Genomic DNA, 24,052 nt, shown 5'->3' with positions numbered 1-24,052 from the left:
AAACAGAAACTCTCCTGGTTTCAGCGCCTGCGAGCCGGGCTGGCGCGCACCTCGTCGCAGCTGAGCGGCCAGATCGCGGCCCTTTTCACCAAGCGCAAGCTCGACGATCAGACGCTGCAGGATCTGGAGGATTTGCTGATCCAGGCCGATCTCGGCGTCGAGACGGCGATGCGGGTCACCGATACGCTCGCCTCCGAGCGCTACGGCAAGGATGTGACCGGCGAAGATGTCGGCCGCATCATGGCGCAGGAAATCGCCAAGGTGCTGAAGCCTGTGGCAAAGCCGCTGCAGCTCGACCTCAGCCACAAGCCGCATGTCATTCTCGTTGTCGGCGTCAACGGCACCGGCAAGACGACGACGATCGGCAAGCTGGCTGCAAAGCTCTCCGGCGCCGGGCTGAAGGTCACGGTCGCCGCCGGCGATACTTTCCGCGCCGCTGCCATCGAGCAATTGAAGATCTGGGCTGAGCGCACGAAATCGGATTTCATCGGAACCAAGCTCGGCGCGGATGCCGCCGGCCTTGCCTTCGATGCCTTCCAGCAGGCCAAGGCCAACAAGAGCGACGTTTTGATCATCGATACCGCCGGCCGTCTGCAGAACAAGGCGGAGCTGATGGCCGAGCTCGAAAAGATCGTGCGCGTGCTCGGCAAGCTCGATCCGGATGCGCCGCATACCGTGCTGCAGACGCTCGATGCCACCACGGGCCAGAACGCGCTGAACCAGGTGGAAATCTTCCGCAATGTCGCCGGCGTCAACGGGCTGATCATGACGAAACTCGACGGCACGGCTCGCGGCGGCATTCTCGTCGCCATTTCGGCCAAGCATAAGCTGCCGGTCTATTTCATCGGCGTCGGCGAGGGTGTAGACGATCTTGAGCCGTTCGAGGCCGAGGATTTTGCCCACGCCATTGCCGGCACGGGGGCTGTAAACAGCCAATGAATGATAAGAACAAATTCGATGACAAACGTGACGACAGGGAAAGTGCCGCAATGATGACCAGCGACAGCGATCTCACCCCAAGTGCTGCCGACAAGCATCATCCCATGCTGAAGCTGGTGCTGGAACTCGGGCCTTTGCTGGTGTTCTATATCGGTAATCTGCGCGGCGACTGGCTGGCGCAGCATTTCCCGCAGCTCGCAGCGCTCGGCGGCCCGCTTTTCGTCGCCACCGGCCTGTTCATGGCTGCAACGGTGATCTCGCTCGTCGTCTCGAAGGTCATGCTCGGCCATCTGCCGCTGATGCCGCTCGTATCGGGCATCGTCGTCCTTGTCTTCGGTGCGCTCGGCATCTATCTGCAGAACGAAATCTTCATCAAAATGAAGCCGACCATCATCAATGCCCTCCTCGGAGGGGTGCTGCTCGGCGGTCTCGCTTTCGGCAAGTCGCTGCTCGGCTACGTGTTCAACGCCGCCTTTCAGCTGGATAGCGAGGGCTGGCGCAAGCTGACGCTGCGCTGGGGCTTCTTCTTCTTCTTTCTCGCCGTGCTCAACGAAGTCGTCTGGCGCGGTTCGAACTGGCTTTATCTTCCCGACGCCAAGGCCGCGGATAATCTCTGGGTGAACTTCAAGTTCTGGGGAACGATGCCGATCACCCTCCTCTTCACCCTGTCGCAGATGCCGCTGATCATGAAGCACACGATCGAACAACCGGCGGAAAACGGTAAATGAGCGAAGCCATCGACGCCCAAAGCCGATACCGGCAGCAAAGTTTCTGGTTTACCGCCTGCGCCGTCGTTCTGCTCGTGCAGATCGTCGCGGAATATATGATGGGCCGCGTGCCGATCTGCACCTGCGGCTACGTGAAGCTCTTCGAGCCGGTGGTGAAATCCAGCGGCAACTCGCAGCATATCGCCGACTGGTACACGCCGTCGCACATCATCCATGGCTTTCTCTTCTTCGGGCTCACGCATCTGATCATGCGCGGCAAGCCGTTGTCGATGCGGCTCTTCGTTGCCATGCTGATCGAATCCGGCTGGGAAATCCTTGAAAATTCCCCGATCATCATCAATCGCTACCGCGCCGCGACGATCTCGCTCGATTATGTCGGCGACAGCATCCTCAATTCATCGATGGATGCGGTGTTCATGGTGGTGGGTTTCCTGTTTGCCTGGCGCGCACCGGTGCTGGTGACAGTTGTTATTGCCATCTTCTTCGAGCTGCTCACCGGCTATTTGATCCGCGACAATCTCACGCTCAACGTGCTGATGCTGGTCTGGCCGGTCGAGGCGATCAAGACGTGGCAGGGCGGGATCTAATCTTTTAACCGTCGCCCCTGCGGGGAGAGGGTGGCGCCATAGCGCCGGGTGAGGGGCGTTACCGATCGCTGTAGAACCTCGCCGCTTCACTTCTCGGCCCCCTCATCCGCCTTTCGGACACCTTCTCCCCGAGGGGAGAAGGGAGTTAAGACGCCGATTTCCCCTGCGCCTTCGCGATCGCCGGATAGAGCCCTTCCTTCAGGCTGGTCGGCGTAAACGGACCGACCTGTTTGTAGAGGATCGTGCCGTCAGGGGAGACGAGATAGGATTCCGGGATGCCGTAGACGCCCCAGTCGATCGCGGCGGAGCCGTTCGGGTCGATGCCAATGGCGTTGTAGGGATTGCCGAGCTCGCCGAGGAAGCGAAGCGCATTCTCGCTCGTATCCTTGTAATTGATGGCGACGATATTGAGCCGGCCGTCCTTTGCTAGTTCCTTCAGCACGGGATGCTCGTCGCGGCAGGGAATGCACCACGAGGCGAAGACGTTGACGAGGGTCAGCTTGCCCTTGATGGCGTCATCGCTCAGCGCCGGCAGATTGGAGCCTTCGAGAGATGCGAGCGCTAATTTCGGCGCCCTGGTGCCGATCAGGGCCGAAGGAATGGCCGATATATCGGTGCCGTGCACTTCCTGGTCGTACATGACCTTGCCGACGGCAAATGCGATGCAGGCAAAGACGATCAGGGGGACCAGCGCCAGCAGATAGCGTGCGGTGCCGCTGGATTTCGGCTGATCCTTGTTATCGGCATCCGTGGTCATTTCGTCTCGTTTTCCGATGAGCGCTGCGAGCGGCGGCGGATGCCGGAGGCTTCCAATGCGGCAAGTTCGCGGCGGCGCAGGCGTCCGTCGATCCAGATCCAGGCGATGATGGCGAGGATCATGAAGGCGGCAAAGCCATAGGAGCCGAAGACATAGAAGGGATGCGACATTCTAATCCTCCCGGCTTGCCATACGCGCGGCCATACGGCGCTGCGTGGCGATGCGGCGGCGCCAGATCTCGTTGCGGATCGCCATCAGGTGCAGTGTGAAGAACAGCAGCGTGAAGGCGAGCGCCATGGTGAAGAGCGGCCAGAGGAATTCCGCGTCGATGGCCGGACCATCCATGCGCATGATGCTTTCCGACTGATGCAGCGTGTTCCACCAGTCGACAGAGAACTTGATGATCGGGATGTTGATGAAGCCGACCAACGTCAGGATCGAGGCGACGCGGGCGGCCTTCGACGGATCGTCCATGGCGCGGTTGAGCGCGATCAGGCCGAGATACATCAGGAAAAGGATGAAGACCGAGGTCAGACGCGCATCCCAGACCCAATAGGTGCCCCACATCGGCTTGCCCCAGAGCGAGCCCGTCACCAGCGCGATCAGCGTGAAGGCGGCGCCAAGCGGGGCGGCCGTCTTGCCGGCGACATCGGCCAGCGGATGGCGCCAGACCAGCGTGCCGATCGCCGACATGCTCATGATCGTGTAGCACATCATCGACAGCCAGGCGGCCGGAACGTGAATATACATGATGCGGACGGTATCGCCCTGCTGGTAGTCGCCCTCGGTCGTAAAGGACAGATAGAGGCCGATCGCTAGGAGTATGGCTGTAATCGCCGCCAGCCAGGGAATGAGACGCGCCGAAAAGGCCAGAAACCGCGTGGGGTTGGCGAGGTCGGAAAATCGGCTGATCGCAGTGATATCGCTCATGCGGCTTGTTTAACCCGATATGGCTTTTCCGGCAATCGACCGCATTGTCCTGAATGGACGAAACAGTATCTCCATTAGAGCCTTTCCGCTTTTCTTCGAAATGCGAAAACGCTCTATCCTTTTGATGTTACGCAATTCCGGACGGAAAACCGCTTCCCACTTTTCCAGGAAATGCTCTGATCAATCCGTCGTGTTCCGCAAGGCAAGGGCGGCGGCCACCGGGCCGAGGACGGCGAAGAACAAGGTGAGCGCGATCAGGATCAGGAACGGCGGCAGGAAGGGTTGCGGTCCTTCGACGGCGGCATAGGTGGCGCTGACGCCGAAGATCAGCACGGGAATGGTGAGCGGCAGCACCAGAATGGAGACCAACAGCCCGCCGCGCGGTAGCGCCACGGCGACGGCGGCACCGACCGCGCCGATAAAGGTGATCGCAGGCGAGCCGACGAGCAGGGTTAGGGCCGTTGCCCCGATCGCGGTCTCGTTCATATTCATAAAGAGACCAAGCAGCGGCGAGGCGATGACAAGCGGCAGGCCGGTCGCCACCCAATGCGCCGTGCATTTGATGAAGACCGTGAGGACCAGCGGCGTTTCCTGCATGACGAGCAGATCGAGCGAGCCGTCGTCACGTTCAGCCTGGAACAGCCGGTCGAGGCCGAGGAGGCTCGCGAGCAGTGCGCCGATCCAGACGATGGCCGGGCCGATGCGCGAGAGAAGCTTCAGGTCAGGCCCGACGCCGAAGGGGATGACGGCGACGACGGTGAGGAAGAAAAGGATGCCGATCAGTGCTCCGCCGCCGGCGCGCACCGAAAGTCTGAGGTCGCGGAGGAAGAGGGCTGTCATGGGGAGACTCTTTTATGCTGAGAGATACCCCGAGTACCCCCTTCTGTCGCTTTCGCGACATCTCCCCCACAAGGGGGGAGATTGGTAACTTGTGGCGTGTACATGCCCCGAACCAATATCGAATGTGTAGAAGCAAAAGCTGGACTCGCTGGTTTTGCAAGCAGGTGCGGCGAACTCCCAACAATCTCCCCCCTTGTGGGGGAGATGTCCCGAAGGGACAGAGGGGGGTATCGAAGGTGCGGCGTAAGCAAAAGCATCGAACTCACCCCCACACCCCCTCACTCGCCCCGGCAAACCCCATCATCCGCATCTGCTGGACGTTCTCCAAGCCCAGCGGCTGGTGCGTTGCCGCAAGAACGATGCCGCCGCTTTTTTGATGCGTGGTGATCAGATCAGCAAAAAGCCGGTCGGCGGAGCTGTCGAGCGCTGCCGTCGGTTCGTCAAGGATCCAGATAGGGCGGTAGGCGACCAGAAGTTTGGCGAAAGCGATTCGCCGCTGCTGACCGGCGGAGAGATAGCCGAAGGGCAGATGCGTGATGTCGGCAAGCCCGACGGCATCGGCCGCTTCATCGACATTCAGACCGGAGCCGCCCGGCATATCGTCGAGGAAGGTTTTCCAGAAGATGAGATTTTCGGCCACAGTCAGCTCGGATTTCATCGCATTGCGATGGCCGAGATAGTGGCTGGCTTCGCCCGCCGGCCGGTCCAATTCGCCGTCCTTTCCGGTGAATGCGACACGACCCTTTTCCGGCCTGAGAAGGCCTGCCACAACGCGCAGCAGCGTCGATTTTCCCGACCCGTTGCGGCCGGTCAGAACGAGTGCATCTCCACCCGCCAAGTTGAAGGAAACATTCAAGAAAATCAGGTCTTCACCCCGCCTTGCAGCCAGATTTTCAGCGCTTAGATGCATTCGCTCAGGCTTTCCCTATTTTCTTTACCGCAACGCGCAAAAAATTGTCGAAATTTGCGCTTTGTCACTCTGGCAAGTCTTTACGAAATTATCTATAAGACCTGCAACCACGCCAGCGGTCGGCGTGAATTTCATCCTTGCGCCGAACATAAGGTTTTCTGCCTTACGTGCGGACAGCGGAAATGGCCGTACCCGCATCCTGATGTGCATAAAGTGCATAGGCGTTCGCACGACTGTGTTGGCTATCAGAAACGGGGTATCTCGTGTCTAAATCTCTTGACAGTTTCAATTGTCGTTCCACGCTGACCGTGGGCGGAAAAGACTATGTCTATTTCAGCCTGCCCAAGGCTGAGGCGAATGGTCTGCCCGGTGTTTCCAAGTTGCCTTACTCCATGAAGGTGCTTCTGGAAAACCTGCTGCGTTTTGAAGACGGGCAGTCGGTCACGAAGGAACATATCCTTGCCGTCGCCGAATGGCTGACCAACAAGGGCACCGTCGAGAACGAAATTGCCTATCGCCCGGCGCGCGTGCTGATGCAGGACTTCACCGGCGTTCCGGCCGTTGTCGACCTTGCCGCCATGCGCGACGCCATGGTTTCTCTTGGCGGCGATCCGGAAAAGATCAACCCGCTCGTTCCCGTCGATCTCGTCATCGACCACTCCGTCATCGTCGACGAATTCGGCACGCCGCAGGCGTTCGCCAAGAACGTCGAACTGGAATACCAGCGCAACGGCGAGCGCTACCGCTTCCTGAAGTGGGGCCAGCAGGCATTCAAGAATTTCCGCGTTGTTCCCCCCGGCACCGGCATCTGTCACCAGGTGAACCTCGAATATCTCGGCCAGACCGTCTGGACGAAGGAAGAGGACGGCGAAACGATCGCTTATCCCGACACCTGCGTCGGCACCGATTCGCACACGACCATGATCAACGGCCTTGGCGTTCTCGGCTGGGGTGTCGGCGGTATCGAGGCTGAAGCTGCCATGCTCGGCCAGCCGGTCTCCATGCTGTTGCCTGAAGTCATCGGCTTCAAGCTGACGGGCAAGCTCAAGGAAGGCGTTACCGCGACCGACCTCGTGCTGACCGTCGTGCAGATGCTGCGCAAGAAGGGCGTCGTTTCCAAGTTCGTCGAATTCTTCGGCCCCGGCCTCGACAACATGCCGCTCGCCGACCGTGCCACCATCGGCAACATGGGTCCGGAATATGGCGCGACCTGCGGCTTCTTTCCGGTCGACAAGGAAACGCTGAACTACCTCAACATGTCCGGCCGCGCCAAGGACCGTATCGCGCTCGTCGAAGCCTATTCGAAGGCTCAAGGGATGTGGCGTGACAATGACGGTTCCGACCTCGTCTTCACCGACACGCTGGAACTCGACCTTAACGATGTCGTGCCGTCGATGGCTGGCCCGAAGCGCCCGGAAGGCCGTATCGCGCTGGAAAACATCGCTTCCGGCTTCGCGACCTCGCTCGAAACCGAATACAAGAAGCCCGGCCAGCTCTCCAACCGCTATGCGGTCGAAGGCACGGATTTCGACATCGGCCATGGCGACGTCGCCATTGCCGCCATCACGTCCTGCACCAACACGTCCAACCCGTCGGTGCTGATCGCGGCCGGCCTTCTCGCCCGCAACGCCGTTGCCAAGGGTCTGAAGACCAAGCCGTGGGTCAAGACCTCGCTCGCACCGGGATCTCAGGTCGTCGGCGAATATCTTGCCAAGTCCGGCCTGCAGGCAGATCTCGACAAGCTCGGCTTCAACCTGGTCGGCTTCGGCTGCACCACCTGCATCGGCAACTCCGGCCCGCTGCCGGCGCCGATCTCCAAGACGATCAATGACAAGGGCCTGATCGTATCCGGCGTCCTCTCCGGTAACCGCAACTTCGAAGGCCGCATCTCGCCCGACGTCCAGGCGAACTATCTCGCTTCGCCGCCGCTCGTCGTCGCCTACGCGCTCGCCGGCTCGGTGCAGCTCGACCTGACGAAGGAGCCGATCGGCGAAGACCAGAATGGCAAGCCTGTCTATCTGAAGGACATCTGGCCGACCTCGCACGAGGTTCAGGAGTTCATCCAGAAGTACGTCACCCGCGAGCTCTACGAGAGCAAGTATGCCGACGTCTTCAAGGGCGACGCCAACTGGCAGGCCGTGCAGGTTCCTCCGGGCCAGACCTATGCCTGGGACGACAACTCGACCTATGTGCAGAACCCACCTTACTTTGTGGGCATGGGCAAGAAGGGCGCCGGCGTTTCCGACATCAAGGGCGCTCGCGTTCTCGGCCTGTTCGGCGACAAGATCACCACCGACCACATTTCTCCGGCCGGTTCGATCAAGGCTGCCTCGCCGGCCGGTTCCTACCTCATCGGCCATGGCGTCGGCGTTGCTGACTTCAACCAGTACGGCACGCGCCGCGGCAATCATGAAGTCATGATGCGCGGCACCTTCGCCAACATCCGCATTCGCAACCACATGCTCGGCCCGAACGGCAAGGAAGGTGGCTACACCATCCACTATCCGTCCAAGGAAGAGACGTCGATCTACGATGCGGCCATGCAGTACAAGGCCGAGGGCGTTCCGCTCGTCATCTTCGCGGGCGTCGAATACGGCAACGGCTCGTCGCGCGACTGGGCAGCCAAGGGCACGAACCTGCTCGGCGTGCGCGCAGTGATCGCCCAGTCCTTCGAGCGCATCCACCGTTCGAACCTCGTCGGCATGGGCGTCATCCCCTTCGTCTTCGAGGAAGGCACCACCTGGGCAAGCCTCGGCCTGAAGGGCGACGAACTGGTCACGATCGAAGGCCTGGAAAACATCAAGCCGCGCGAGCGTAAGATCGCCAAGATCACCTATGGCGACGGCTCCGTGAAGGATGTTCCGATCATCTGCCGCATCGATACGCTGGATGAGGTCGTCTACGTCAACAATGGCGGCATCTTGCAGACGGTTCTGCGCGATCTCGCTGCCTGATAGGCATTCAACACTGTTATTGGAGGCCGCCGGAAAACTCTTCCGGCGGCCTCTTGTTTTTCACGGTGATGTGTACGGCGAGACTTCCGCTCACTCCGGCCTCACCCCATCGTGACTTTGCGTCATCGCGTTAAACTATTATCTCTTGTTTCAGATTTTTCGGGCTTGATGTGGCCTGGTCGCCCCAAGAAGCACGAGTTTTGCAGAGCCCGTATAGGCAGACGGCGCTCGAGATTGGATGCAGAGGTAGAGATAGAAATGCGCCTTCGATTTTTGGTTCCACTTCTGGCAGGCATCGCGCTGGCAAGTTCGCTGCATGCGCAGGAGGCTCCGAAGATCAAGGGCGTCGTCGAACTCTTCACTTCGCAGGGCTGCGCGTCCTGTCCCCCCGCCGACGCGGTCTTTCGCAAGCTGATCCATCAGGGCAATGTCGTGGCACTTGCCTACCATGTCGACTATTGGAATTACCTCGGCTGGAACGACACCATGGCGTCCAAGGACAATACGGCGCGCCAGTATGCCTATGCCCGGACGATGGGCCGCAGCGGGGTTTATACGCCACAGGCGATCGTCAATGGCAGGGACCATATGAACGGCGCCGATCTCAGTGGCATCAACGTCAAGCTCGACGAGTTTGAGCGCCTTGGCGAGGGTCTGACGGTTCCGGTCAGTGCCGCCATGAAGGGCGACGAGCTGGAGATCAAGATCGGAGCCGGGCAGGGCAAGGCCAATGTGGTTGCCGTCTATTTCGACAAGGAGCAGATGGTGGCACCTAAGGGCGGCGAAAATACCGGCCAGCAGATTGCCTATATGCATGCCGTCTCCGATGTCGAGACGGTGGGCATGTGGGACGGCAAGGCTATGAGCCTCGTATTGCCCTCTACCGTGCTCGATAAAGCCGGCCGGCGAGGCCTCGCGATTCTGCTGCAGGCATCGACGCCTGCGGGCGATCCGGCCGCCATCCTGGGGGCGACTGTCTTGACCGTGGGCTCGGACGGCTGAGCGGTTTTTCAGCTTCCATTTCTGCTGGGACCGAAAAGGCTTCCTATTTTGGCTGGCGCCCAAAAAAGGGGGACTGTATTTCGGCTAGCGCCGAAAAGAGGCGGTGCCCGGCGAGGACGCATTCGGGGCTGGGGTTTAATCGATGCGCCCCGGCCGGGCCGTTTGACGCGGCGGCGCCAAACGGTTCCCTATACTTCTTGTAAATTGGGCGTCGTTTTGGCTGAAATGCGGCGCTGACGAGGTGCTTTCACAGCTGGGAAAGAAATTGTGAGCCGCCAGCCGTCTTGCAATTTGATGTGGCTGAGGCAAACTGTCATTCTCCTGTCATGAGATAGCCCCTGGGGGATTGATGACTGATCAGCCGGATTTGAGACACGGTGAAAGCCGTTCCGTCGAAACCAATTCATCCGTCGTCGTTGATCTCAGAGAATACAAACAGAGCAAGGACCCGCTGCCGGTGACGTTTCATCGCCGGGAGCTGGATGCGATTCTCTGGATCTATGGCCGCATGGTCGGCGAGGGCGAGTGGCGCGACTACGCCATCGATCATTTGAAGGACAAGGCGGTTTTCTCCGTCTTCAAGCGCTCCGGCGAGATGCCGCTCTTCCGCATCGAAAAGAATCCGAAGCTTTCGGCCAAGCAGGGTGCCTTCTCCGTCGTCAATACCAACGGCATGATCCTGAAACGCGGCCATGAGCTGAGCCAAGTGTTGAAGGTTTTCGACAAGCAGCTGAAGCTGGTGGAGAAGTAGTTTCGCTTCATTGGCTATGTGCTGGTGGATAGTGCGGTACCCCCCTCTGTCCCTTCAGGACATCTCCCCCACAAGGGGAGATTGGTAACTTGTGGTACGCGCCTACCCAAAGTGAAGATCGATGCTACAGAAACGTCAGGCCTTTGGCTTAAAAAGATGTGCCGCAAACTCCCGACGATCTCCCAACTTGTGGGGGAGATGTCAGCGAAGCTGACAGAGGGGTATCTAGAGGTACGGCATATGCAAAACTGGCGTTACCCACCAAACAACGTCCCCGGATAAACCGACGGATCCGGATCGGTTTCCGTGCCGTCCCCGAGCGCTTTCTGCATCAGCATTGTATCCAGCCATCGGCCGTGCTTGTAGCCGGTGCCTTTCAACAGGCCGGTCTCGGTGAAGCCTGCGGCGCGGTGTACGGCGATGGAGGCGGGATGGGCGCCGCCGATGACGGCGATCATCTGGCGGAAGCCAAGCGTCTGGCAGCTTTCGACGAGCGCATCGAGCAGCAATCGGCCAATGCCGCGCCCTCGGGCCTCCGGCGCCAGGTAGATCGAGTCCTCCACCATCCAACGATAGGCTGGCCGCGTGCGGAAGGATGAGGCGTAGGCATAGCCGAGGAACGCGCCGGCATCGTCTTCCGCAACGAGATAGGGATAACCCTTGTCACGGATCGCCTCGAACCTGGCCGTCATTTCCTCTTGGTTCGGCGGCGTGATTTCGTAGCTTGCCGTGCCGTTGAGGACGGAATCTCTGTAGATGGCGGTGATATGGGGAAGGTCGTCTGAGGTTGCACTGCGGAGGCTGACGGACATTGCTTCTATTGCCTGATCTGCGGATTTGTGACGGCAGCTATCAAATCGCAGGGTGTGTGCCCAAGCAAACAAAAAAGGCGGCTGAAGCCGCCTTTTCGTATCTCATTTCACGCTGCGATTAACGGCGGTTGCCCATAAATTGCAGCAGGAACATGAACAGGTTGATGAAGTCCAGGTAGAGCGACAGGGCGCCCATGATCGCCTTGCGGCCAGCCACCGTCGCATCATCGGCGGTGTAGTACATTTCCTTGATCCGCTGCGTATCGTAGGCGGTGAGGCCTGCGAAGATCAGGACGCCGATCACGGAGATGGCGAACTGCAGGGCGGACGAAGCCAGGAAGATGTTGACGAGCGTCGCGATGATCAGGCCGAAGAGACCCATCATCAGGAACGAGCCCATCGCCGACAGGTCACGCTTGGTCGTGTAGCCGTAGAGCGACAGCGCGCCGAAGGAGGCGGCGGTCACGAAGAAGGTCTGCACGACGCTCTGGCCGGTGTAGATGATGAAGATCGACGAGAGCGACAGGCCCACCAGCGCGGCGTAGACCCAGAAGGTCGTCGTCGCGGCGGCCACGCTCATGCGGTTGATCCTGAAGCTCAGGAAGAAGACCATTGCCAGCGGGGCGAGAATGACCACCCACTTCAGCGGGCTAAGATAGATCGCCTGGCCGAAGGCTGTGATCTGTCCGTTTGCGAAAGCGAGCGAGAAGGAGAGATAGGCGGCAACACCCGTGATCGCCAGACCCAGCGCCATCAGGTTATAGACCTTGAGCATATAGGCTCGAAGGCCCTCGTCTATCATCGCACCGGATTGCGCACCGCTCTGCGCCCGGTTTTGGTAATTGCGAAAGTCAGCCATGTTTTCCTCTTTCAAGCTCCGATGTGAGTACGGTGTCGGGTCCTTCAGAACCCAGGCGCCGCTGCGGAGCTCCAGCATGCCTGCACAGAATATGAGGCTTTCGAGCCGCATGCACAAGGGTCAAGCAGCCGGCCCGATGTTAAATCGATGTAACATCGGGCTGTTTTGGCGGCTCTGCGCCGTCGGCGGAGCGGTTAGAGCTCACGCAGAACGGGGGCCGCCTTCTGGCCGAGGATGCGCCAGGTGCCGATGAGGCCAATACCGACCGTCAGCACCAGGGCGATAACGAGCGTCGATAGGGCGACGTCGGGCAGGAAGGCCGAGGGCAGGTGCATGATGCGGCTGACGATATACCAGGCGGATGCGGAGCCGGCGATCAAGGCGAAGACGGCGGTCGCCCCACCCAGGATCAGATATTCGTAGCTGAAGGCGCGGATCAGTGTCGCCCGCGTCGCGCCGAGCGTCTTGAGGATGACGGCATCATGCGTGCGAGCGCGGTTTCCGGCGGCGAGCGCGCCGGCCAGCACCAGGATGGATGCGATGAGCGCCACCGAGGCGGCAGAGCGGATGGCAGTGGCAAGCTGTCCCACAAGCGTGTTGACGACATCGAGAGCATCCTTGACGCGGACGCTTGTTATGGTCGGGTAGGTATTCGTGACTTTCCTCAGGATAGCTGCTTCCTGTTCCGAGGTGGCGGACGTGTCGGTTAGGGTCGCGAGCCAGGCATGTGGGGCGCCCTTGAAGGTATTGGGCGAGAAGATCATCACGAAATTGATCGACAGCGACTGCCATTGAACCTTGCGGAAGCTGGCGATCTTGGCGGTGATGTTACGGCCGAGCACGTTGACGGTGACTTTATCGCCGAGCTTCAGGCCGAGCGCCTTGCCTTCCTCTTCGGAGAAGGAAACCAACGGCTCGCCGCTATAATCCTTATCCCACCATTTGCCTTCCGTGACCGAGGCATTTTCCGGCACCGTATCGGCATAGGTGATGCCGCGGTCGCCGCGCAGGACCCATTGGCCTGCTGCCGGCACCTTCATCTTAGTGACATCCTCCCCGTTGAAGGCGACGATGCGGCCGCGCAGCATCGGCGCCTCGACGAGCTTGCCCTTGGGGTCGATGTCGAGCACGATCTTTCGGAAGCCTTCCAGCTCCGGCCCCTGAATATCGACGAAGAAGAAATTCGGCGCCTGCTCGCTCATGCGGCCCATGAGCTCGCGGCGCATATTGCCGTCGATCAACGTCAGGGTCACCAATAGCGCCAGCCCGAGGCCGAGCGATAGCACGACGGAGGAGGTGAGCGCGCCGGGCCGATGAATGTTGCCGATCGCCAGGCGCAGGGCGGGCGAACGCACGCGCGGGCTGCGGCGGGCAAGCCAGGAAAGCAGGGCCGCCACCAGGCGCAGCACGACGAACGCGCCGGCGATCGATACGACGAAGACGATGGCGATGAAGCGATCATAGGCGGTGACGATCGCTAAGGCCGCAAGTGCTGCCATCAGCAGACCGGCGGCGAGCAGATAGGGCCAGCCAGGAAGGCGTCGCGCTTCGAAACCCTGCTCGCGAAACAACGCCGTTGCCGGCACTTCGCGGGCATGCCCGAGCGGCGGAATGGCAAAGGCCAGCGTCGTCAGCAGGCCAAATAGGGCGGCAAGCGTCAGTGCACCGGGATAAAGCCGCGGGGCGGTGGAAATTGGCAGGAATTCCGCCATGAATTGCGACGCAATCATCGGCGCAATGGCGCCCAGGACGAGGCCAATTGCGATGCCGGCAAGCGCAATGACGGCGATCTGGATGAGATAGATCAGCACGACGACGAAGGCCGGCGCACCCAGGCACTTGAAGGTAGCGATCGTCGTGCGCTTCGAATCGAGGAAGGCGCGTACGGCATTGGCAACGCCGACGCCGCCGACGATCAAGGCCGCCAAGCCGACCAGCGTCAGGAATTGCGAAAAACGCGTGACATTGTCGGCGAGCTGGGGAGCAGCGCGATCACTGCTGCGGATCGACCAGCCTGCCTGCGGGAAGGCGGCATTGGCGCGGTCAGTGAGATTGCGGATGCCGGCTGCGGGGTTGTCCATGCGGATCTTGTAGGATTGCTCGACCAGACTGCCCGTGGTGATCAGGCCGGAAGCAATCAGGGCGTCGCGGCTGGTGAGCAGACGTGGCGCGAAGCCGAAGCCTTCGGAGACGGCGTCCGGCTCGCTTTGGATAGTGCCCGATATGCGCAGCTTCGTATTGCCTAGCAGCAGATCGCTGCCGACCTTGAGGTTCAGGCGTTCCAGCAGCAGGGGCGCTACGACGGCGCCATAGGCGCCATCCTTTGCGGCCAGTAACGTCGAGAGCGGCTGATTAGGGTCGGCCTCAAAGGTGCCGTAGAGCGGATAGGCGTCGTCGACGGCCTTCACCTCGACCAGCGCCTGGTCCGAACCATCGGGCAGACGTGCCATGGAACGCAGCCCGGTCGAGCGGGAAACTTTCCCTAGACTTTGGAGATAGGCGAATTCTTCCGGCGTCGCCTCGCGATTGCGCAGTTCGAAACGGGCGTCGCCTGATAGCAGCGATTGCCCCTGCGTCGCGATCGCGTCGGTGATCGAACGGGAAACGGAATTGACCGCAGCGATCGCGCCAGTGCCGAGCGCGATGCAGGCGAGGAAGATGTAGAAGCCGCCAAGGCCGCCGCGCAATTCGCGCATGGCAAGGCGGAAGGCGAGGGGCAGGCGCAGTCCCGCCGCCGCGCTCATGCAATCGCCGCCTGGCTGGTGCGGGTGCGCATGCTGTCGTTCTCGATTTCGCCGGAACGGACACGGATCTGCCGCGAGCAGCGGGCGGCAAGGGCGGGATCGTGGGTGACGAGCAGCATGGTCGTGCCGCGCTCGGCCTGCTGGGCGAAGAGCAGGTCGGCGATCTGCCGGCCGGTATCGGTATCGAGATTGCCTGTCGGTTCGTCGGCGATCAGGACGGCTGGCGAAGGCGCCAGCGCGCGGGCGATGGCGACACGCTGCTGCTCGCCGCCGGAGAGCTGGCCGGGATAGTGCGTGAGCCTCTCGCCCAGCCCCACCGCTTCCAGCTCCCGCCTGGCGATATCGAAGGCATCGCGGACATTCGCAAGTTCCAGCGGCACGGCGACATTTTCGAGCGCCGTCATGTTGGCGATGAGGTGAAAGGATTGGAAGACGATGCCGATGTTGCGGCCGCGGAAATCGGCGATGCGATCTTCACTCAGGCTATGCAGCGGTGTGTCGCGGATCAGAAGTTCGCCGCTGTCGAGCTTTTCGAGGCCGGCCAGCACCATCAGCAAAGTGGACTTGCCGGAACCGGACGGGCCGACGATGCCCACCGATTCACCCTCCATGATGGTGAGGTCAATGCCCTTCAGTACATGGACTGATGCGGCGGCATTGCCGAGCGTCAAATCCGCCTTCTTCAGCTCGATGATGGTTTTTGCCAATGCGAACGCCCTATATATCAGAGAACATCAGAGACAGTGGCGGGCGCGATTTGGCCCGAGCAGCGAATTTAGGGAATGGATCATGGGTTTTAAAGTTGCCGCGCTTCAATTCGCTGTCATCACTTTCGGTCTTTTGTTTGGCGCGGTTCATTCTGCCAATGCACGGACGATCCAGCTGGTCGGCTTCGGTGACAGCCTGATGGCGGGCTATCAGCTGCCGCCGGGCGACGGATTTCCCGCGAAGCTTGAGGCGGCGCTGAAGGCCAAGGGACTCGATATCGCCGTCGCCGATGCCGGCGTTTCGGGCGATACGACCTCAGGCGGCCTCTCGCGCATCGACTGGTCGGTGCCTGATGGCACTGATGGCGTCATTCTGGAGCTTGGCGCCAACGACGCGCTGCGCGGCATTCCGCCGGAGCAGACCGAAAAGAACCTCGAGACGATGATCGAGCGATTGAAGGGCAGGAAGATCCCGATCTTCTTGGTCGGTATGCTGGCGCCGCCGAACATGGGGGGCGACTATGCCGATAAATTCAATCCGATCTACAAGCGTCTGGCCGACAAATACCAGCTTTCGCTCTATCCGTTCTTCCTCGATGGGGTGGCCACCCATGCGGATCTGCAGCTGCCGGACGGGATGCATCCGAACCCCAAAGGGGTCGATGTCATGGTCGAACATATGTTGCCTGATGTTATGAGTTTTGTAGGGATGATTGACGCAGGTGCGAAATAGATGCTTGCACCGACTGCAAATGCGTGATTCCCTACCTGTACCTGCAAGAGATTCGGGGAGTGCTCGTCATGCCGAGACTTTTTACCGCCCTCGAAATTCCGCGCAATGCGGCCATGAGCCTGTCATTGTTGCGCGGTGGTCTCCCGGGAGCCAGGTGGATCGACGTTGAAAATTATCATATCACCTTGCGCTTCATCGGCGATGTCGATGGCCGCACGGCGGATGAGATCGTCGACCGTCTGGACCGGATAGATCGACCTGAATTCCAGCTTCGGCTGGAGGGCATCGGTTCCTTCGGCTCCAAGAAACCGCATTCGGTTTGGGCCGGGGTCTCGCAGACACCGGATATGTTCGCGCTGCAAGGCGAGATCGAGCGCATCTGCCAGCGGATCGGCCTGCAGCCGGATCCACGCAAGTTCACGCCGCATGTGACACTCGCCAGGCTGAAGTCCTCGCGGGTCGACGATGTCGTGCACTATCTCTCCGGCCGCGGCAATTTCTACACCCAGCCCTTCACGGTCGGGCGCTTCGTGCTTCTGTCCTCGCGCGAATCTGTCGGCGGCGGTCCTTATCTCACCGAAGAGATATTCCCGCTTCACGAGCCCCGCAGCGCGTTCCCAACTTTGGGCAACAGCGCGCTGCAGCCGGCCAAGAGCATGGTATAGACAACTTCGAAATCCTCGCGATCGCCATAGTAGGGATCGGGGATGTCCTTGTTGCTGCCAAGCGTAAGGGCATTGAAGAGATGCAGTTTGCCGAGGGAATCGGCGGGCGCTGTCTTGCGCAAGTTCTTCAAATTGTCTTGATCCATTGCCAGGATAAGATCGAACCGGCTGAAATCGGCCGGCTCAATGCGGCGGGCGCGCTGGCCTGAAATATCGATTCCGTGGCCGGCGGCAACCGCAACCGAGCGGCGATCCGGGCGTTCTCCCTGATGCCAGCCGCCGGTGCCGGCCGAATCAATCTCGAACTCGCCGCCACGGCCGGCCTCATTAGCCAGACGCCTGAATATGCCTTCAGCGAGGGGCGAGCGGCAGATATTGCCCGCGCAGACGAAAAGAACCCTGTGACGATCCATGCTATCGTTCAACCGCTAGAGCTTTTACGCAATTCCAGGAAAACCGCTACGCACAATTCCTAGAATTGCTTTAGAGAGGAGTGACTTGCCATGAAATACGACAAGCTGGACCGTGCGGCAATCGATGAAAATCTTGCGGAGCTCTCCGGCTGGGTGCTTGCCGCAGACGGCCTTTCCATTTCGAAGACCTTCAAGTTTCGCAATTTCGTCGAAGCCTTCGGCTTCATGACGGAAGCTGCCCTTGCTGCGGAAAAATTCAACCATCATCCGGAATGGTTCAACGTCTATTCCCGGGTCGAGGTGAGACTGACGACGCATGATGTCGGCGGCCTGACCGATCATGACGTCAAGCTGGCGAAGGCGATGGAGAAGGCAGCCGCCCGCCGGATCGATTGAATCACGCCAGTCGATCACCATATGTTTACACGGCCCGGCCGACGGGCCTCGATTGAGGTGAATGGAATGGATGACATCAAGTATGGGGAAATCCTGATGCCTGGTGACGAAGAGACCCAAAAAGAGCAGGAGAAATCGGTGCGCAGAAAATTCTGGCCGACCTTGCGGAAGGCGGCTCGCCATATCCCGTTTTCACGCGATGTCGTGGCCGCATTCTATTGTGCGCTCGACCCGCAGACGCCGACCCGTGTTCGCGGCATATTGCTGGGCGCGCTCGGCTATTTCGTCATGCCCGTCGATATCATTCCCGATTTCTTTGCCGTCATTGGCTATTCTGACGACGTTGCGGTGCTGACGCTCGCGTTCAGCTTGATCAGGGGCCATATCCGCCAGGAGCATTATGATGCCGCCGACCGGGCTCTGCAAAACGAGCCCGAGGCCATGAAGACGGCGTAATGGCCGCTTTTCCTGACCGGTTCGAATCTTCTCAGCTTTCCAGAGCTTTATGAGGGGGACCTGATTTTAGCGAGGTCAAATTCTTGCCTGAATCTTTCTGTCTTAAATCGAATCCGTTGGGTGGTACTCCACCATCCGGGTTTTCCAATTCCTTCTTGTGCCTTTCAAGCTTCGTGCGATACCTGGGTTGAAATGACACGGAGCCAGTGGCGGGCGGCTCTCCGTTGACGGTTTGGTAACCTGAATAAAGTCAAAATAAGGCAGCTCACGAGCATAGGCGTGCGTCAAACGATTCGCCATGAGCTCTGGACCGCAAGAAATCGGCAGGAAACCATGTTTGTAAAAAGCTTCGCAATCGCCCTCTCGCTCGTTCTGGCCGGAACCGGCATCGCGTCCGCGCAGACCAAGAAGCAGAAGCAGACGCAGCAGGCACCAGCGGCAGCGGCGGCATCGCCGGCAGCTCCGACGCGCATTCAGCAGTTCGACGCCTGGGGCGCTTACTCTTACCAGTCCGCCGGCGGCAAGGTTTGCTACGTTCTTTCCGTGCCGACGGCCAAGGCGCCGCCGACGGGCATTGACCATGGCGACAATTTCTTCATCGTGTCGCAGCGTCCGGGCCAGAACATCTCGTATGAGCCGCAAGCGATGATGGGGTACCCCCTCAAAGACAACTCCAAGGTCAATGTCACCATCGACAACAAGACCTTCGTCATGTTCACCAAGGAGAAGGCCGCGTGGGTTGAAAACGCCGCGCAGGAGCCGGCATTGGTTGCCGCACTGAAGTCCGGACATTCGCTGAAGGTTTCCGCGACCTCTAAGAAGGGCACTGCGACTTCCTACACCTATTCGTTGAAGGGTGTCAGCGCTGCGCTGAAGCAGATCGAAAACTGCAAATAGTTCGAAGGCCGAGAGATCACGCGAATGTGATCTTCCCGTCGGCGTGACCGTAAGGATGAGGCCGGCCATTACTGACCGGCCTTTTGCTTTTGAAGGCTGGTCTCATGCTTTCGAGGTAAAGGGATGACGCGGGCGGAAATTAATGCTAAAGGCCGCGCCAACGATAGGTGTGCGGCAGATAGATTGCCCCGCCACCGCATGAATCTTCAGATTTCCGTGCCTTGCCCGCATCCGCAGCTTGCGTCAGCTTTTGCGGCATCGCCGATGTGAACCGTTGGAACGATCCTATGTCCGCAACCGATGTCATAACCCCCTCCAGGCTCAAGCAGATGCCGGTATCACAGCCGGTCGAGCTTGCGCCGAAGCCGTCGCTCATCGGCATGACGCGTGAAGAGATGGGCGCGGCGCTCAAGGAAAAGGGTGTCGCCGACAAGCAGATCAAGATGCGCGTCAGCCAGCTCTGGAACTGGATCTATGTGCGCGGCGTCTCCGATTTCGATGCTATGGCCAACGTGTCGAAGGACATGCGCGAAATGCTGAAGGCGCATTTCACCATCGCCCGTCCCGAGATCGTCGAGGAGCAGGTCTCCAACGACGGCACCCGCAAGTGGCTGCTGCGCTTTCCGCCGCGCGGGGCAGGGCGTCCCGTCGAGATCGAGGCCGTCTACATTCCGGAGGAAGGTCGCGGCACGCTTTGCATTTCCAGCCAGGTCGGCTGTTCGCTCACCTGTTCCTTCTGTCATACCGGAACGCAGCGCCTGGTGCGCAACCTGACGGCGGAAGAGATCCTGTCGCAGCTGCTCTTGGCGCGCGATCGTCTCGGCGATTTCCCGGACCGCGAAGCGCCGCAAGGCACGATCATGCCGGCCGAGGGCCGCAAGGTCAGCAATATCGTCATGATGGGCATGGGCGAGCCGCTCTATAATTTTGACAGCGTCAAAACGGCGCTGCTGATTGCCTCCGACGGCGATGGCCTGTCGCTCTCCAAACGCCGCATCACGCTTTCGACCTCGGGTGTCGTGCCGGAAATCTATCGCACCGGCGACGAGATCGGCGTCATGCTGGCGATCTCTCTGCATGCCGTACGCGATGACCTGCGCGACATGCTGGTGCCGATCAACAAGAAATATCCGCTGAAAGAGCTGATGGACGCCTGCCGTGCCTATCCCGGCCTTTCCAATGCGCGGCGCATCACCTTCGAATATGTGATGCTGAAGGGCGTCAACGACAGCCTCGAGGATGCCAAGGGGCTGATCCAGCTGCTGAAGGGTATTCCGGCCAAGATCAACCTGATCCCCTTTAATCCATGGCCGGGCACGAATTATCAGTGTTCCGATTGGGAGCAGATCGAAAAGTTCGCCGATTTCATCAATTCGGCTGGCTATGCCTCGCCGATCCGCACGCCGCGCGGCCGCGATATTCTCGCCGCCTGTGGCCAGCTGAAGTCGGAATCGGAGCGCATGCGCAAGACGGAGCGGCTCGCCTTCGAGGCCATGATGATCGCCAATCACGGCGAGGATTGAGATCGATGCTCCTTGGACTGCGCAAGCCGATACGCCTCCTTTGGGGCTATGTCGCCGCTTGCGCTCTGATGGGCTTCGTGCTGGCCTGCGTTGCTGCATGGACCGTGCCGGAGACTGCCGCGCCGGAGCTTTTCGTCCTGACCATTGCTCTGACCAAGGTCGCGATGATCGTCAGTATCCTGCCGTCCTTGGTGGTCATTCCCATTCTCGAATGGCGCGGCATGCGTCGGTGGTATGGCTATGCAATTTTCGGCGCGACCTTGTCGGCGGTCGCGTCCGTCCTGATTTCGGGCGGTATAGAGCGGCCGCAGACGCTCAATCTGATCACTATCGCCGTCTGCTTTGCCTTCCTGGGCGCTGCAAGCGCCACCGTCTATTGGTGGATCGCCGGCCGGTTTGCCGGCCAATGGTCCACTTTCAACGCGCCTGAGTGAAGAAGATCTTCACCGCGAAGATCGAGAAGACGCCGGCAAAGGCGTAGTCGAGGCCGCGCATTACGCCACGGTTCCTTTGCAGCCAGGACGACAGGCCATCGGCGGCAAGAACGACGAGCGCGTTCACCGGCATGCCGATGACGATGAAGAAGAATCCCAGGAAGAGCAGCTTGTGCGTGACGGCAGGATCGCCGGCCGTGACGAATTGCGGAAGAAAGGTCATGAAAAAGATGATGACCTTCGGATTCAGCAGGTTGACCCAGAAACCGTTGGAGATGTTTGCAAGCGGTGTTCCGCCGACGGTATCGACCTTCTTCACCGATAGGCTGGAGCCGAAGCGGATCGCCTGGATGGCGAGCCAAAGCAGATAGGCGGCACCGCCGGTCTTCAGGACGGTAAAGGCGACAGGCGAGGCGGTGATCAGTGCTGAGATGCCGAAGGCCACGAGGCAGGTATGGACGACAACGCCGAGCGTGGTGCCGAGCACGACGAAGAGCGCCGCCTTCTTGCCCTGCGCCAGCGCACGGCTGATCGACAGCGTCATGTCAGGACCTGGCGTCATCGCCAGCAGCAGGCTCGCTGCGGAAAAGGCAAGAAGGGTCGGGAGGCTGGGTATGAAATCCATGAAAGTCGCTCCGAAAGCCGGATGATAGTACTTGGCGTTTTCTTATCCGGCTTTCGGGGGATTGCAAATCAATCCTTCTTTTCGAGGAAGGCCTTGAATTGATCGGCATAGTCCGGGTGCCAGCGCGACAGCGGCGGACGGTTCTCGACGATATCGCCGGCGGCCCAGAGCATGCGGCGTTCATCGACAGGCCTGGCCACGTCGTTGTCGGGGCAGAGAATATAGAAATCGCCGCGTTTCAGGCTTTCCACCATGAAATCGATGGTCTGCTCCGGCGTCCAGGCGCCGGCGGGTTTTTCCCTGCGCTCGCCCTTGGTAAGGCCGGTGAAGACGAAGCCCGGAATGAGGAGGTGGGCCGATATCTTCGCGCCTTCCGTATTGCGCAGCTCGTGCTGCAGCGCCTCGGTGAAGACTTTCACGCCGGCCTTCGAGACATTGTAGGCGGGGTTGCCGGGAGGCGTGGTGATGCCCTGCTTCGAACCGGTGTTGATGATGAGGCCCGGTTCACCATGGGCCAGCATGCCTGGTCCGAAGGCGCGCGTGCCGTTGATGACGCCGAGCAGGTTGACACCAAGGATGGCATCCCAGCCGGCCTGGGCGCTGAAGATCGAGGTCTCCGGGCCGATGCCGGCATTGTTCATCAAGACATGCACGCGGCCGAAACGCTGCAGGACTGCGCGTTCCAGCGCTTCCAGCGCGTCTTTGCTGGCGACATCGGTCTCGACGGCCATGACATGCTCTTCGCCTGCGATCGTCTTGAGTTCAGCGCTCGCCTCGGCCAGGCGGTCGCCGCCGAGATCAGCGATAACGACGCTCATGCCGAGCGAAGCGAAATATTTCGCTGCGGCAAAGCCGATGCCGGAAGCGCCTCCGGTGATGACGGCAACATTGGATTTCTTGAAAATGTCTTGAATATCGGTCACGAGCGGCGCCCTCCTGTATTGCTTGCTCGCCGCCGAATATGGTGCTTTCAGGAAACCTGTCAAACCGCTTGAGCCGCCGTTGCAGTGCTTCCCCTTGCGCCGCACGATAATCTCGCTAAAAGTTCCGCGATACAGCTTTGCGGGCCTTTCCCCTGGTCCGCCTCGAAACGGAACTTATCATGGCATCACATAAAGACGTGAAGAAAGTCGTTCTCGCCTATTCCGGCGGTCTCGACACCTCGATTATCCTGAAGTGGCTGCAGACGGAGCTTGGCGCCGAAGTCGTCACCTTCACCGCCGATCTCGGCCAGGGTGAAGAGCTGGAGCCGGCGCGCAAGAAGGCCGAACTGCTCGGCATCAAGGAAATCTATATCGAGGACGTGCGCGAGGAATTCGTGCGCGATTTCGTCTTCCCGATGTTCCGTGCCAATGCCGTCTATGAAGGCGTCTACCTGCTCGGCACCTCGATCGCCCGTCCGCTGATCTCCAAGCATCTGATCGAGATCGCCAGGAAGACCGGCGCCGATGCCATCGCGCATGGCGCGACCGGCAAGGGCAACGACCAGGTTCGTTTCGAGCTTTCAGCCTATGCGCTGAACCCGGACATCAAGATCATCGCTCCCTGGCGCGACTGGTCGTTCAAGAGCCGCACCGACCTCCTCGAATTCGCCGAGAAGCACCAGATTCCGGTTGCCAAGGACAAGAAGGGCGAGGCGCCGTTCTCCGTCGATGCCAACCTTCTGCACTCCTCTTCCGAAGGCAAGGTTCTGGAAGATCCGGCCCAGGAAGCGCCCGAATATGTGCATATGCGCACGATCTCGCCGGAAGCCGCTCCCGACAAGGCGACGATCATCAAGGTCGGCTTCGAAAAGGGCGATGCCGTTTCGATCAATGGCGAACACCTGAGCCCGGCGAGCTTGCTTGCGAAGCTGAACGAGTACGGCCGCGACAACGGCATCGGCCGTCTCGATCTGGTCGAGAACCGTTTCGTCGGCATGAAGTCGCGCGGCGTCTACGAGACCCCCGGCGGCACGATCCTGCTCGCAGCCCACCGCGCCATCGAATCCATCACGCTCGACCGCGGTGCCGCGCACCTCAAGGACGAGCTGATGCCACGCTATGCCGAGTTGATCTATTACGGCTTCTGGTTCTCGCCAGAGCGCGAAATGCTGCAGGCTCTCATCGACAAGAGCCAGGAGCATGTCGAAGGCGAAGTGACACTGAAGCTCTACAAGGGCAATGTCATGGTCATCGGCCGCGAAAGCCCGAAGTCGCTCTATTCCGACAAGCTCGTGACTTTCGAGGACGACCAGGGCGCATACGACCAGAAGGATGCGGCTGGCTTCATCAAGCTCAATGCGCTGCGCCTGCGCACGCTCGCCAAGCGCAACTTGTCGAAATAATCGACATTTCCAGATGCTGAAAGGCCCGCTTCCGGTCGCCGGAGGCGGGCTTTCTTATGTGGAA

The 24,052-nt window shown here is 60.1% G+C and carries 26 protein-coding genes; 14 read left to right on the top strand and 12 right to left on the bottom strand.

Features of this window, described 5'->3' with window-relative positions; all coding sequences use genetic code 11:
* The 3 genes from ftsY to AC13RE_RS20830 form a co-directional block, all read left to right on the top strand.
* Positions 1 to 939: signal recognition particle-docking protein FtsY (gene ftsY / locus AC13RE_RS20840; RefSeq protein WP_488564323.1), on the top strand; the 939-nt coding region annotated here is incomplete at its 5' end.
* A 53-nt stretch (positions 940 to 992) separates the two neighbouring features.
* The gene (locus tag AC13RE_RS20835) at positions 993 to 1,667 is read left to right on the top strand and encodes a septation protein A (protein WP_488564328.1); all 675 of its coding nucleotides are present in this window, start codon (positions 993 to 995) and stop codon (positions 1,665 to 1,667) included.
* Complete coding sequence (locus AC13RE_RS20830) at positions 1,664 to 2,254, top strand: DUF2585 domain-containing protein (RefSeq protein WP_488564322.1); 591 nt, start codon at positions 1,664 to 1,666, stop codon at positions 2,252 to 2,254. The genes AC13RE_RS20835 and AC13RE_RS20830 overlap by 4 nt, the downstream gene beginning before the upstream one ends.
* A gap of 145 nt (positions 2,255 to 2,399) precedes the next feature.
* On the opposite strand, the gene AC13RE_RS20825 is transcribed toward AC13RE_RS20830, so the two are convergent.
* From AC13RE_RS20825 to ccmA, 5 genes are all read right to left on the bottom strand, one after another.
* Positions 2,400 to 3,011, bottom strand: coding sequence for a DsbE family thiol:disulfide interchange protein (locus tag AC13RE_RS20825; protein ID WP_488564321.1), 612 nt, complete (start codon positions 3,009 to 3,011; stop codon positions 2,400 to 2,402).
* Entirely contained in the window at positions 3,008 to 3,181 is a 174-nt protein-coding gene (gene ccmD, locus AC13RE_RS20820) for a heme exporter protein CcmD (protein WP_488564320.1), read from the bottom strand. Before ccmD ends, AC13RE_RS20825 begins: the two co-directional genes overlap by 4 nt.
* A 1-nt stretch (position 3,182) precedes the next feature.
* Positions 3,183 to 3,941, bottom strand: coding sequence for a heme ABC transporter permease (locus AC13RE_RS20815; RefSeq protein WP_488564319.1), 759 nt, complete (start codon positions 3,939 to 3,941; stop codon positions 3,183 to 3,185).
* 180 nt (positions 3,942 to 4,121) lie between these two features.
* Positions 4,122 to 4,781 (bottom strand): heme exporter protein CcmB, encoded by a 660-nt coding sequence (gene ccmB, locus AC13RE_RS20810; RefSeq protein WP_069614762.1) that lies wholly within the window; start codon positions 4,779 to 4,781, stop codon positions 4,122 to 4,124.
* Between the two features lie 262 nt (positions 4,782 to 5,043).
* Positions 5,044 to 5,691, bottom strand: coding sequence for a heme ABC exporter ATP-binding protein CcmA (gene ccmA / locus AC13RE_RS20805; protein WP_488564318.1), 648 nt, complete (start codon positions 5,689 to 5,691; stop codon positions 5,044 to 5,046).
* Positions 5,692 to 5,954: 263 nt separating this feature from the next.
* On the opposite strand from ccmA, the gene acnA reads away from it, so the two are divergent.
* The 3 genes from acnA to AC13RE_RS20790 all read left to right on the top strand — a co-directional run bounded on the left by acnA (position 5,955) and on the right by AC13RE_RS20790 (position 10,398).
* Complete coding sequence (gene acnA, locus AC13RE_RS20800; RefSeq protein ID WP_015341460.1) at positions 5,955 to 8,645, top strand: aconitate hydratase AcnA; 2,691 nt, start codon at positions 5,955 to 5,957, stop codon at positions 8,643 to 8,645.
* Between the two features lie 258 nt (positions 8,646 to 8,903).
* Positions 8,904 to 9,647 (top strand): DUF1223 domain-containing protein, encoded by a 744-nt coding sequence (locus tag AC13RE_RS20795; protein ID WP_488564317.1) that lies wholly within the window; start codon positions 8,904 to 8,906, stop codon positions 9,645 to 9,647.
* A gap of 349 nt (positions 9,648 to 9,996) precedes the next feature.
* A complete protein-coding gene (locus AC13RE_RS20790; RefSeq protein WP_132720040.1) occupies positions 9,997 to 10,398 on the top strand; it encodes a DUF2794 domain-containing protein in 402 nt (133 codons plus the stop codon).
* Positions 10,399 to 10,652: 254 nt separating this feature from the next.
* On the opposite strand, the gene AC13RE_RS20785 is transcribed toward AC13RE_RS20790, so the two are convergent.
* The 4 genes from AC13RE_RS20785 to AC13RE_RS20770 all read right to left on the bottom strand — a co-directional run bounded on the left by AC13RE_RS20785 (position 10,653) and on the right by AC13RE_RS20770 (position 15,520).
* Entirely contained in the window at positions 10,653 to 11,210 is a 558-nt protein-coding gene (locus AC13RE_RS20785; RefSeq protein WP_488564316.1) for a GNAT family N-acetyltransferase, read from the bottom strand.
* Positions 11,211 to 11,328: 118 nt separating this feature from the next.
* Positions 11,329 to 12,069, bottom strand: a complete 741-nt coding sequence (locus AC13RE_RS20780) for a Bax inhibitor-1/YccA family protein (RefSeq protein ID WP_075853634.1) — start codon at positions 12,067 to 12,069, stop codon at positions 11,329 to 11,331.
* 194 nt (positions 12,070 to 12,263) lie between these two features.
* Positions 12,264 to 14,813: an ABC transporter permease gene (locus AC13RE_RS20775; protein ID WP_488564315.1), complete on the bottom strand. Its 2,550-nt coding sequence runs from the start codon at positions 14,811 to 14,813 to the stop codon at positions 12,264 to 12,266.
* The gene (locus AC13RE_RS20770; RefSeq protein WP_310231191.1) at positions 14,810 to 15,520 is read right to left on the bottom strand and encodes an ABC transporter ATP-binding protein; all 711 of its coding nucleotides are present in this window, start codon (positions 15,518 to 15,520) and stop codon (positions 14,810 to 14,812) included. Before AC13RE_RS20770 ends, AC13RE_RS20775 begins: the two co-directional genes overlap by 4 nt.
* A gap of 82 nt (positions 15,521 to 15,602) precedes the next feature.
* On the opposite strand from AC13RE_RS20770, the gene AC13RE_RS20765 reads away from it, so the two are divergent.
* Both AC13RE_RS20765 and thpR read left to right on the top strand, forming a co-directional pair.
* Positions 15,603 to 16,253, top strand: coding sequence for an arylesterase (locus tag AC13RE_RS20765; RefSeq protein ID WP_488564314.1), 651 nt, complete (start codon positions 15,603 to 15,605; stop codon positions 16,251 to 16,253).
* Positions 16,254 to 16,321: 68 nt separating this feature from the next.
* The gene (gene thpR / locus AC13RE_RS20760; protein WP_015341452.1) at positions 16,322 to 16,918 is read left to right on the top strand and encodes an RNA 2',3'-cyclic phosphodiesterase; all 597 of its coding nucleotides are present in this window, start codon (positions 16,322 to 16,324) and stop codon (positions 16,916 to 16,918) included.
* Here the strand turns inward: thpR and AC13RE_RS20755 are convergent.
* The gene (locus AC13RE_RS20755) at positions 16,849 to 17,331 is read right to left on the bottom strand and encodes a low molecular weight protein-tyrosine-phosphatase (RefSeq protein WP_488564313.1); all 483 of its coding nucleotides are present in this window, start codon (positions 17,329 to 17,331) and stop codon (positions 16,849 to 16,851) included. The two genes, thpR and AC13RE_RS20755, sit on opposite strands and share 70 nt — an antisense overlap.
* 90 nt (positions 17,332 to 17,421) lie before the next feature.
* Between AC13RE_RS20755 and AC13RE_RS20750 the strand changes: the two genes are divergently transcribed.
* The 5 genes from AC13RE_RS20750 to AC13RE_RS20730 all read left to right on the top strand — a co-directional run bounded on the left by AC13RE_RS20750 (position 17,422) and on the right by AC13RE_RS20730 (position 21,037).
* Positions 17,422 to 17,727: a 4a-hydroxytetrahydrobiopterin dehydratase gene (locus AC13RE_RS20750; protein ID WP_488564312.1), complete on the top strand. Its 306-nt coding sequence runs from the start codon at positions 17,422 to 17,424 to the stop codon at positions 17,725 to 17,727.
* A 66-nt stretch (positions 17,728 to 17,793) separates the two neighbouring features.
* Positions 17,794 to 18,183: a YkvA family protein gene (locus tag AC13RE_RS20745; RefSeq protein WP_488564311.1), complete on the top strand. Its 390-nt coding sequence runs from the start codon at positions 17,794 to 17,796 to the stop codon at positions 18,181 to 18,183.
* A 333-nt stretch (positions 18,184 to 18,516) separates the two neighbouring features.
* Entirely contained in the window at positions 18,517 to 19,080 is a 564-nt protein-coding gene (locus AC13RE_RS20740; protein WP_132720047.1) for an invasion associated locus B family protein, read from the top strand.
* 287 nt (positions 19,081 to 19,367) lie between these two features.
* Positions 19,368 to 20,603 (top strand): dual-specificity RNA methyltransferase RlmN, encoded by a 1,236-nt coding sequence (rlmN, locus tag AC13RE_RS20735; RefSeq protein WP_132720048.1) that lies wholly within the window; start codon positions 19,368 to 19,370, stop codon positions 20,601 to 20,603.
* A 5-nt stretch (positions 20,604 to 20,608) separates the two neighbouring features.
* On the top strand, positions 20,609 to 21,037 hold the full coding sequence (locus tag AC13RE_RS20730; RefSeq protein ID WP_488564310.1) for a hypothetical protein: 429 nt from the start codon (positions 20,609 to 20,611) through the stop codon (positions 21,035 to 21,037).
* Here the strand turns inward: AC13RE_RS20730 and AC13RE_RS20725 are convergent.
* A complete protein-coding gene (locus AC13RE_RS20725) occupies positions 21,021 to 21,662 on the bottom strand; it encodes a LysE family translocator (RefSeq protein ID WP_488564309.1) in 642 nt (213 codons plus the stop codon). The two genes, AC13RE_RS20730 and AC13RE_RS20725, sit on opposite strands and share 17 nt — an antisense overlap.
* Positions 21,663 to 21,730: 68 nt before the next feature.
* A complete protein-coding gene (locus AC13RE_RS20720; RefSeq protein WP_488564308.1) occupies positions 21,731 to 22,585 on the bottom strand; it encodes an SDR family NAD(P)-dependent oxidoreductase in 855 nt (284 codons plus the stop codon).
* A gap of 179 nt (positions 22,586 to 22,764) precedes the next feature.
* Between AC13RE_RS20720 and AC13RE_RS20715 the strand changes: the two genes are divergently transcribed.
* Positions 22,765 to 23,988, top strand: coding sequence for an argininosuccinate synthase (locus tag AC13RE_RS20715; protein WP_488564307.1), 1,224 nt, complete (start codon positions 22,765 to 22,767; stop codon positions 23,986 to 23,988).
* The last annotated feature ends 64 nt before the right edge of the window (positions 23,989 to 24,052 follow it).

It is taken from the genome of Martinezella sp. CNPSo 3959 (assembly GCF_057784355.1).
The sequence above is the reverse complement of the archived record's forward strand: the minus strand, read 5'-3'. Positions and strand labels throughout refer to the sequence as shown.

What these genes read in the sequence shown, in the direction of transcription:
- ccmD (WP_488564320.1), bottom strand. Translation starts at nt 3,181, where the DNA reads ATGTCGCATCCCTTCTATGTCTTCGGCTCCTATGGCTTTGCCGCCTTC.
- AC13RE_RS20825 (WP_488564321.1), bottom strand. Translation starts at nt 3,011, where the DNA reads ATGACCACGGATGCCGATAACAAGGATCAGCCGAAATCCAGCGGCACC.
- rlmN (WP_132720048.1), top strand. Translation starts at nt 19,368, where the DNA reads ATGTCCGCAACCGATGTCATAACCCCCTCCAGGCTCAAGCAGATGCCG.
- AC13RE_RS20815 (WP_488564319.1), bottom strand. Translation starts at nt 3,941, where the DNA reads ATGAGCGATATCACTGCGATCAGCCGATTTTCCGACCTCGCCAACCCC.
- AC13RE_RS20725 (WP_488564309.1), bottom strand. Translation starts at nt 21,662, where the DNA reads ATGGATTTCATACCCAGCCTCCCGACCCTTCTTGCCTTTTCCGCAGCG.
- AC13RE_RS20785 (WP_488564316.1), bottom strand. Translation starts at nt 11,210, where the DNA reads ATGTCCGTCAGCCTCCGCAGTGCAACCTCAGACGACCTTCCCCATATC.
- AC13RE_RS20830 (WP_488564322.1), top strand. Translation starts at nt 1,664, where the DNA reads ATGAGCGAAGCCATCGACGCCCAAAGCCGATACCGGCAGCAAAGTTTC.
- AC13RE_RS20790 (WP_132720040.1), top strand. Translation starts at nt 9,997, where the DNA reads ATGACTGATCAGCCGGATTTGAGACACGGTGAAAGCCGTTCCGTCGAA.
- thpR (WP_015341452.1), top strand. Translation starts at nt 16,322, where the DNA reads ATGCCGAGACTTTTTACCGCCCTCGAAATTCCGCGCAATGCGGCCATG.
- AC13RE_RS20750 (WP_488564312.1), top strand. Translation starts at nt 17,422, where the DNA reads ATGAAATACGACAAGCTGGACCGTGCGGCAATCGATGAAAATCTTGCG.
- AC13RE_RS20835 (WP_488564328.1), top strand. Translation starts at nt 993, where the DNA reads ATGACCAGCGACAGCGATCTCACCCCAAGTGCTGCCGACAAGCATCAT.
- ccmA (WP_488564318.1), bottom strand. Translation starts at nt 5,691, where the DNA reads ATGCATCTAAGCGCTGAAAATCTGGCTGCAAGGCGGGGTGAAGACCTG.
- ccmB (WP_069614762.1), bottom strand. Translation starts at nt 4,781, where the DNA reads ATGACAGCCCTCTTCCTCCGCGACCTCAGACTTTCGGTGCGCGCCGGC.
- AC13RE_RS20745 (WP_488564311.1), top strand. Translation starts at nt 17,794, where the DNA reads ATGGATGACATCAAGTATGGGGAAATCCTGATGCCTGGTGACGAAGAG.
- AC13RE_RS20780 (WP_075853634.1), bottom strand. Translation starts at nt 12,069, where the DNA reads ATGGCTGACTTTCGCAATTACCAAAACCGGGCGCAGAGCGGTGCGCAA.
- AC13RE_RS20775 (WP_488564315.1), bottom strand. Translation starts at nt 14,813, where the DNA reads ATGAGCGCGGCGGCGGGACTGCGCCTGCCCCTCGCCTTCCGCCTTGCC.
- AC13RE_RS20765 (WP_488564314.1), top strand. Translation starts at nt 15,603, where the DNA reads ATGGGTTTTAAAGTTGCCGCGCTTCAATTCGCTGTCATCACTTTCGGT.
- AC13RE_RS20730 (WP_488564310.1), top strand. Translation starts at nt 20,609, where the DNA reads ATGCTCCTTGGACTGCGCAAGCCGATACGCCTCCTTTGGGGCTATGTC.
- AC13RE_RS20755 (WP_488564313.1), bottom strand. Translation starts at nt 17,331, where the DNA reads ATGGATCGTCACAGGGTTCTTTTCGTCTGCGCGGGCAATATCTGCCGC.
- AC13RE_RS20795 (WP_488564317.1), top strand. Translation starts at nt 8,904, where the DNA reads ATGCGCCTTCGATTTTTGGTTCCACTTCTGGCAGGCATCGCGCTGGCA.
- AC13RE_RS20715 (WP_488564307.1), top strand. Translation starts at nt 22,765, where the DNA reads ATGGCATCACATAAAGACGTGAAGAAAGTCGTTCTCGCCTATTCCGGC.
- AC13RE_RS20740 (WP_132720047.1), top strand. Translation starts at nt 18,517, where the DNA reads ATGTTTGTAAAAAGCTTCGCAATCGCCCTCTCGCTCGTTCTGGCCGGA.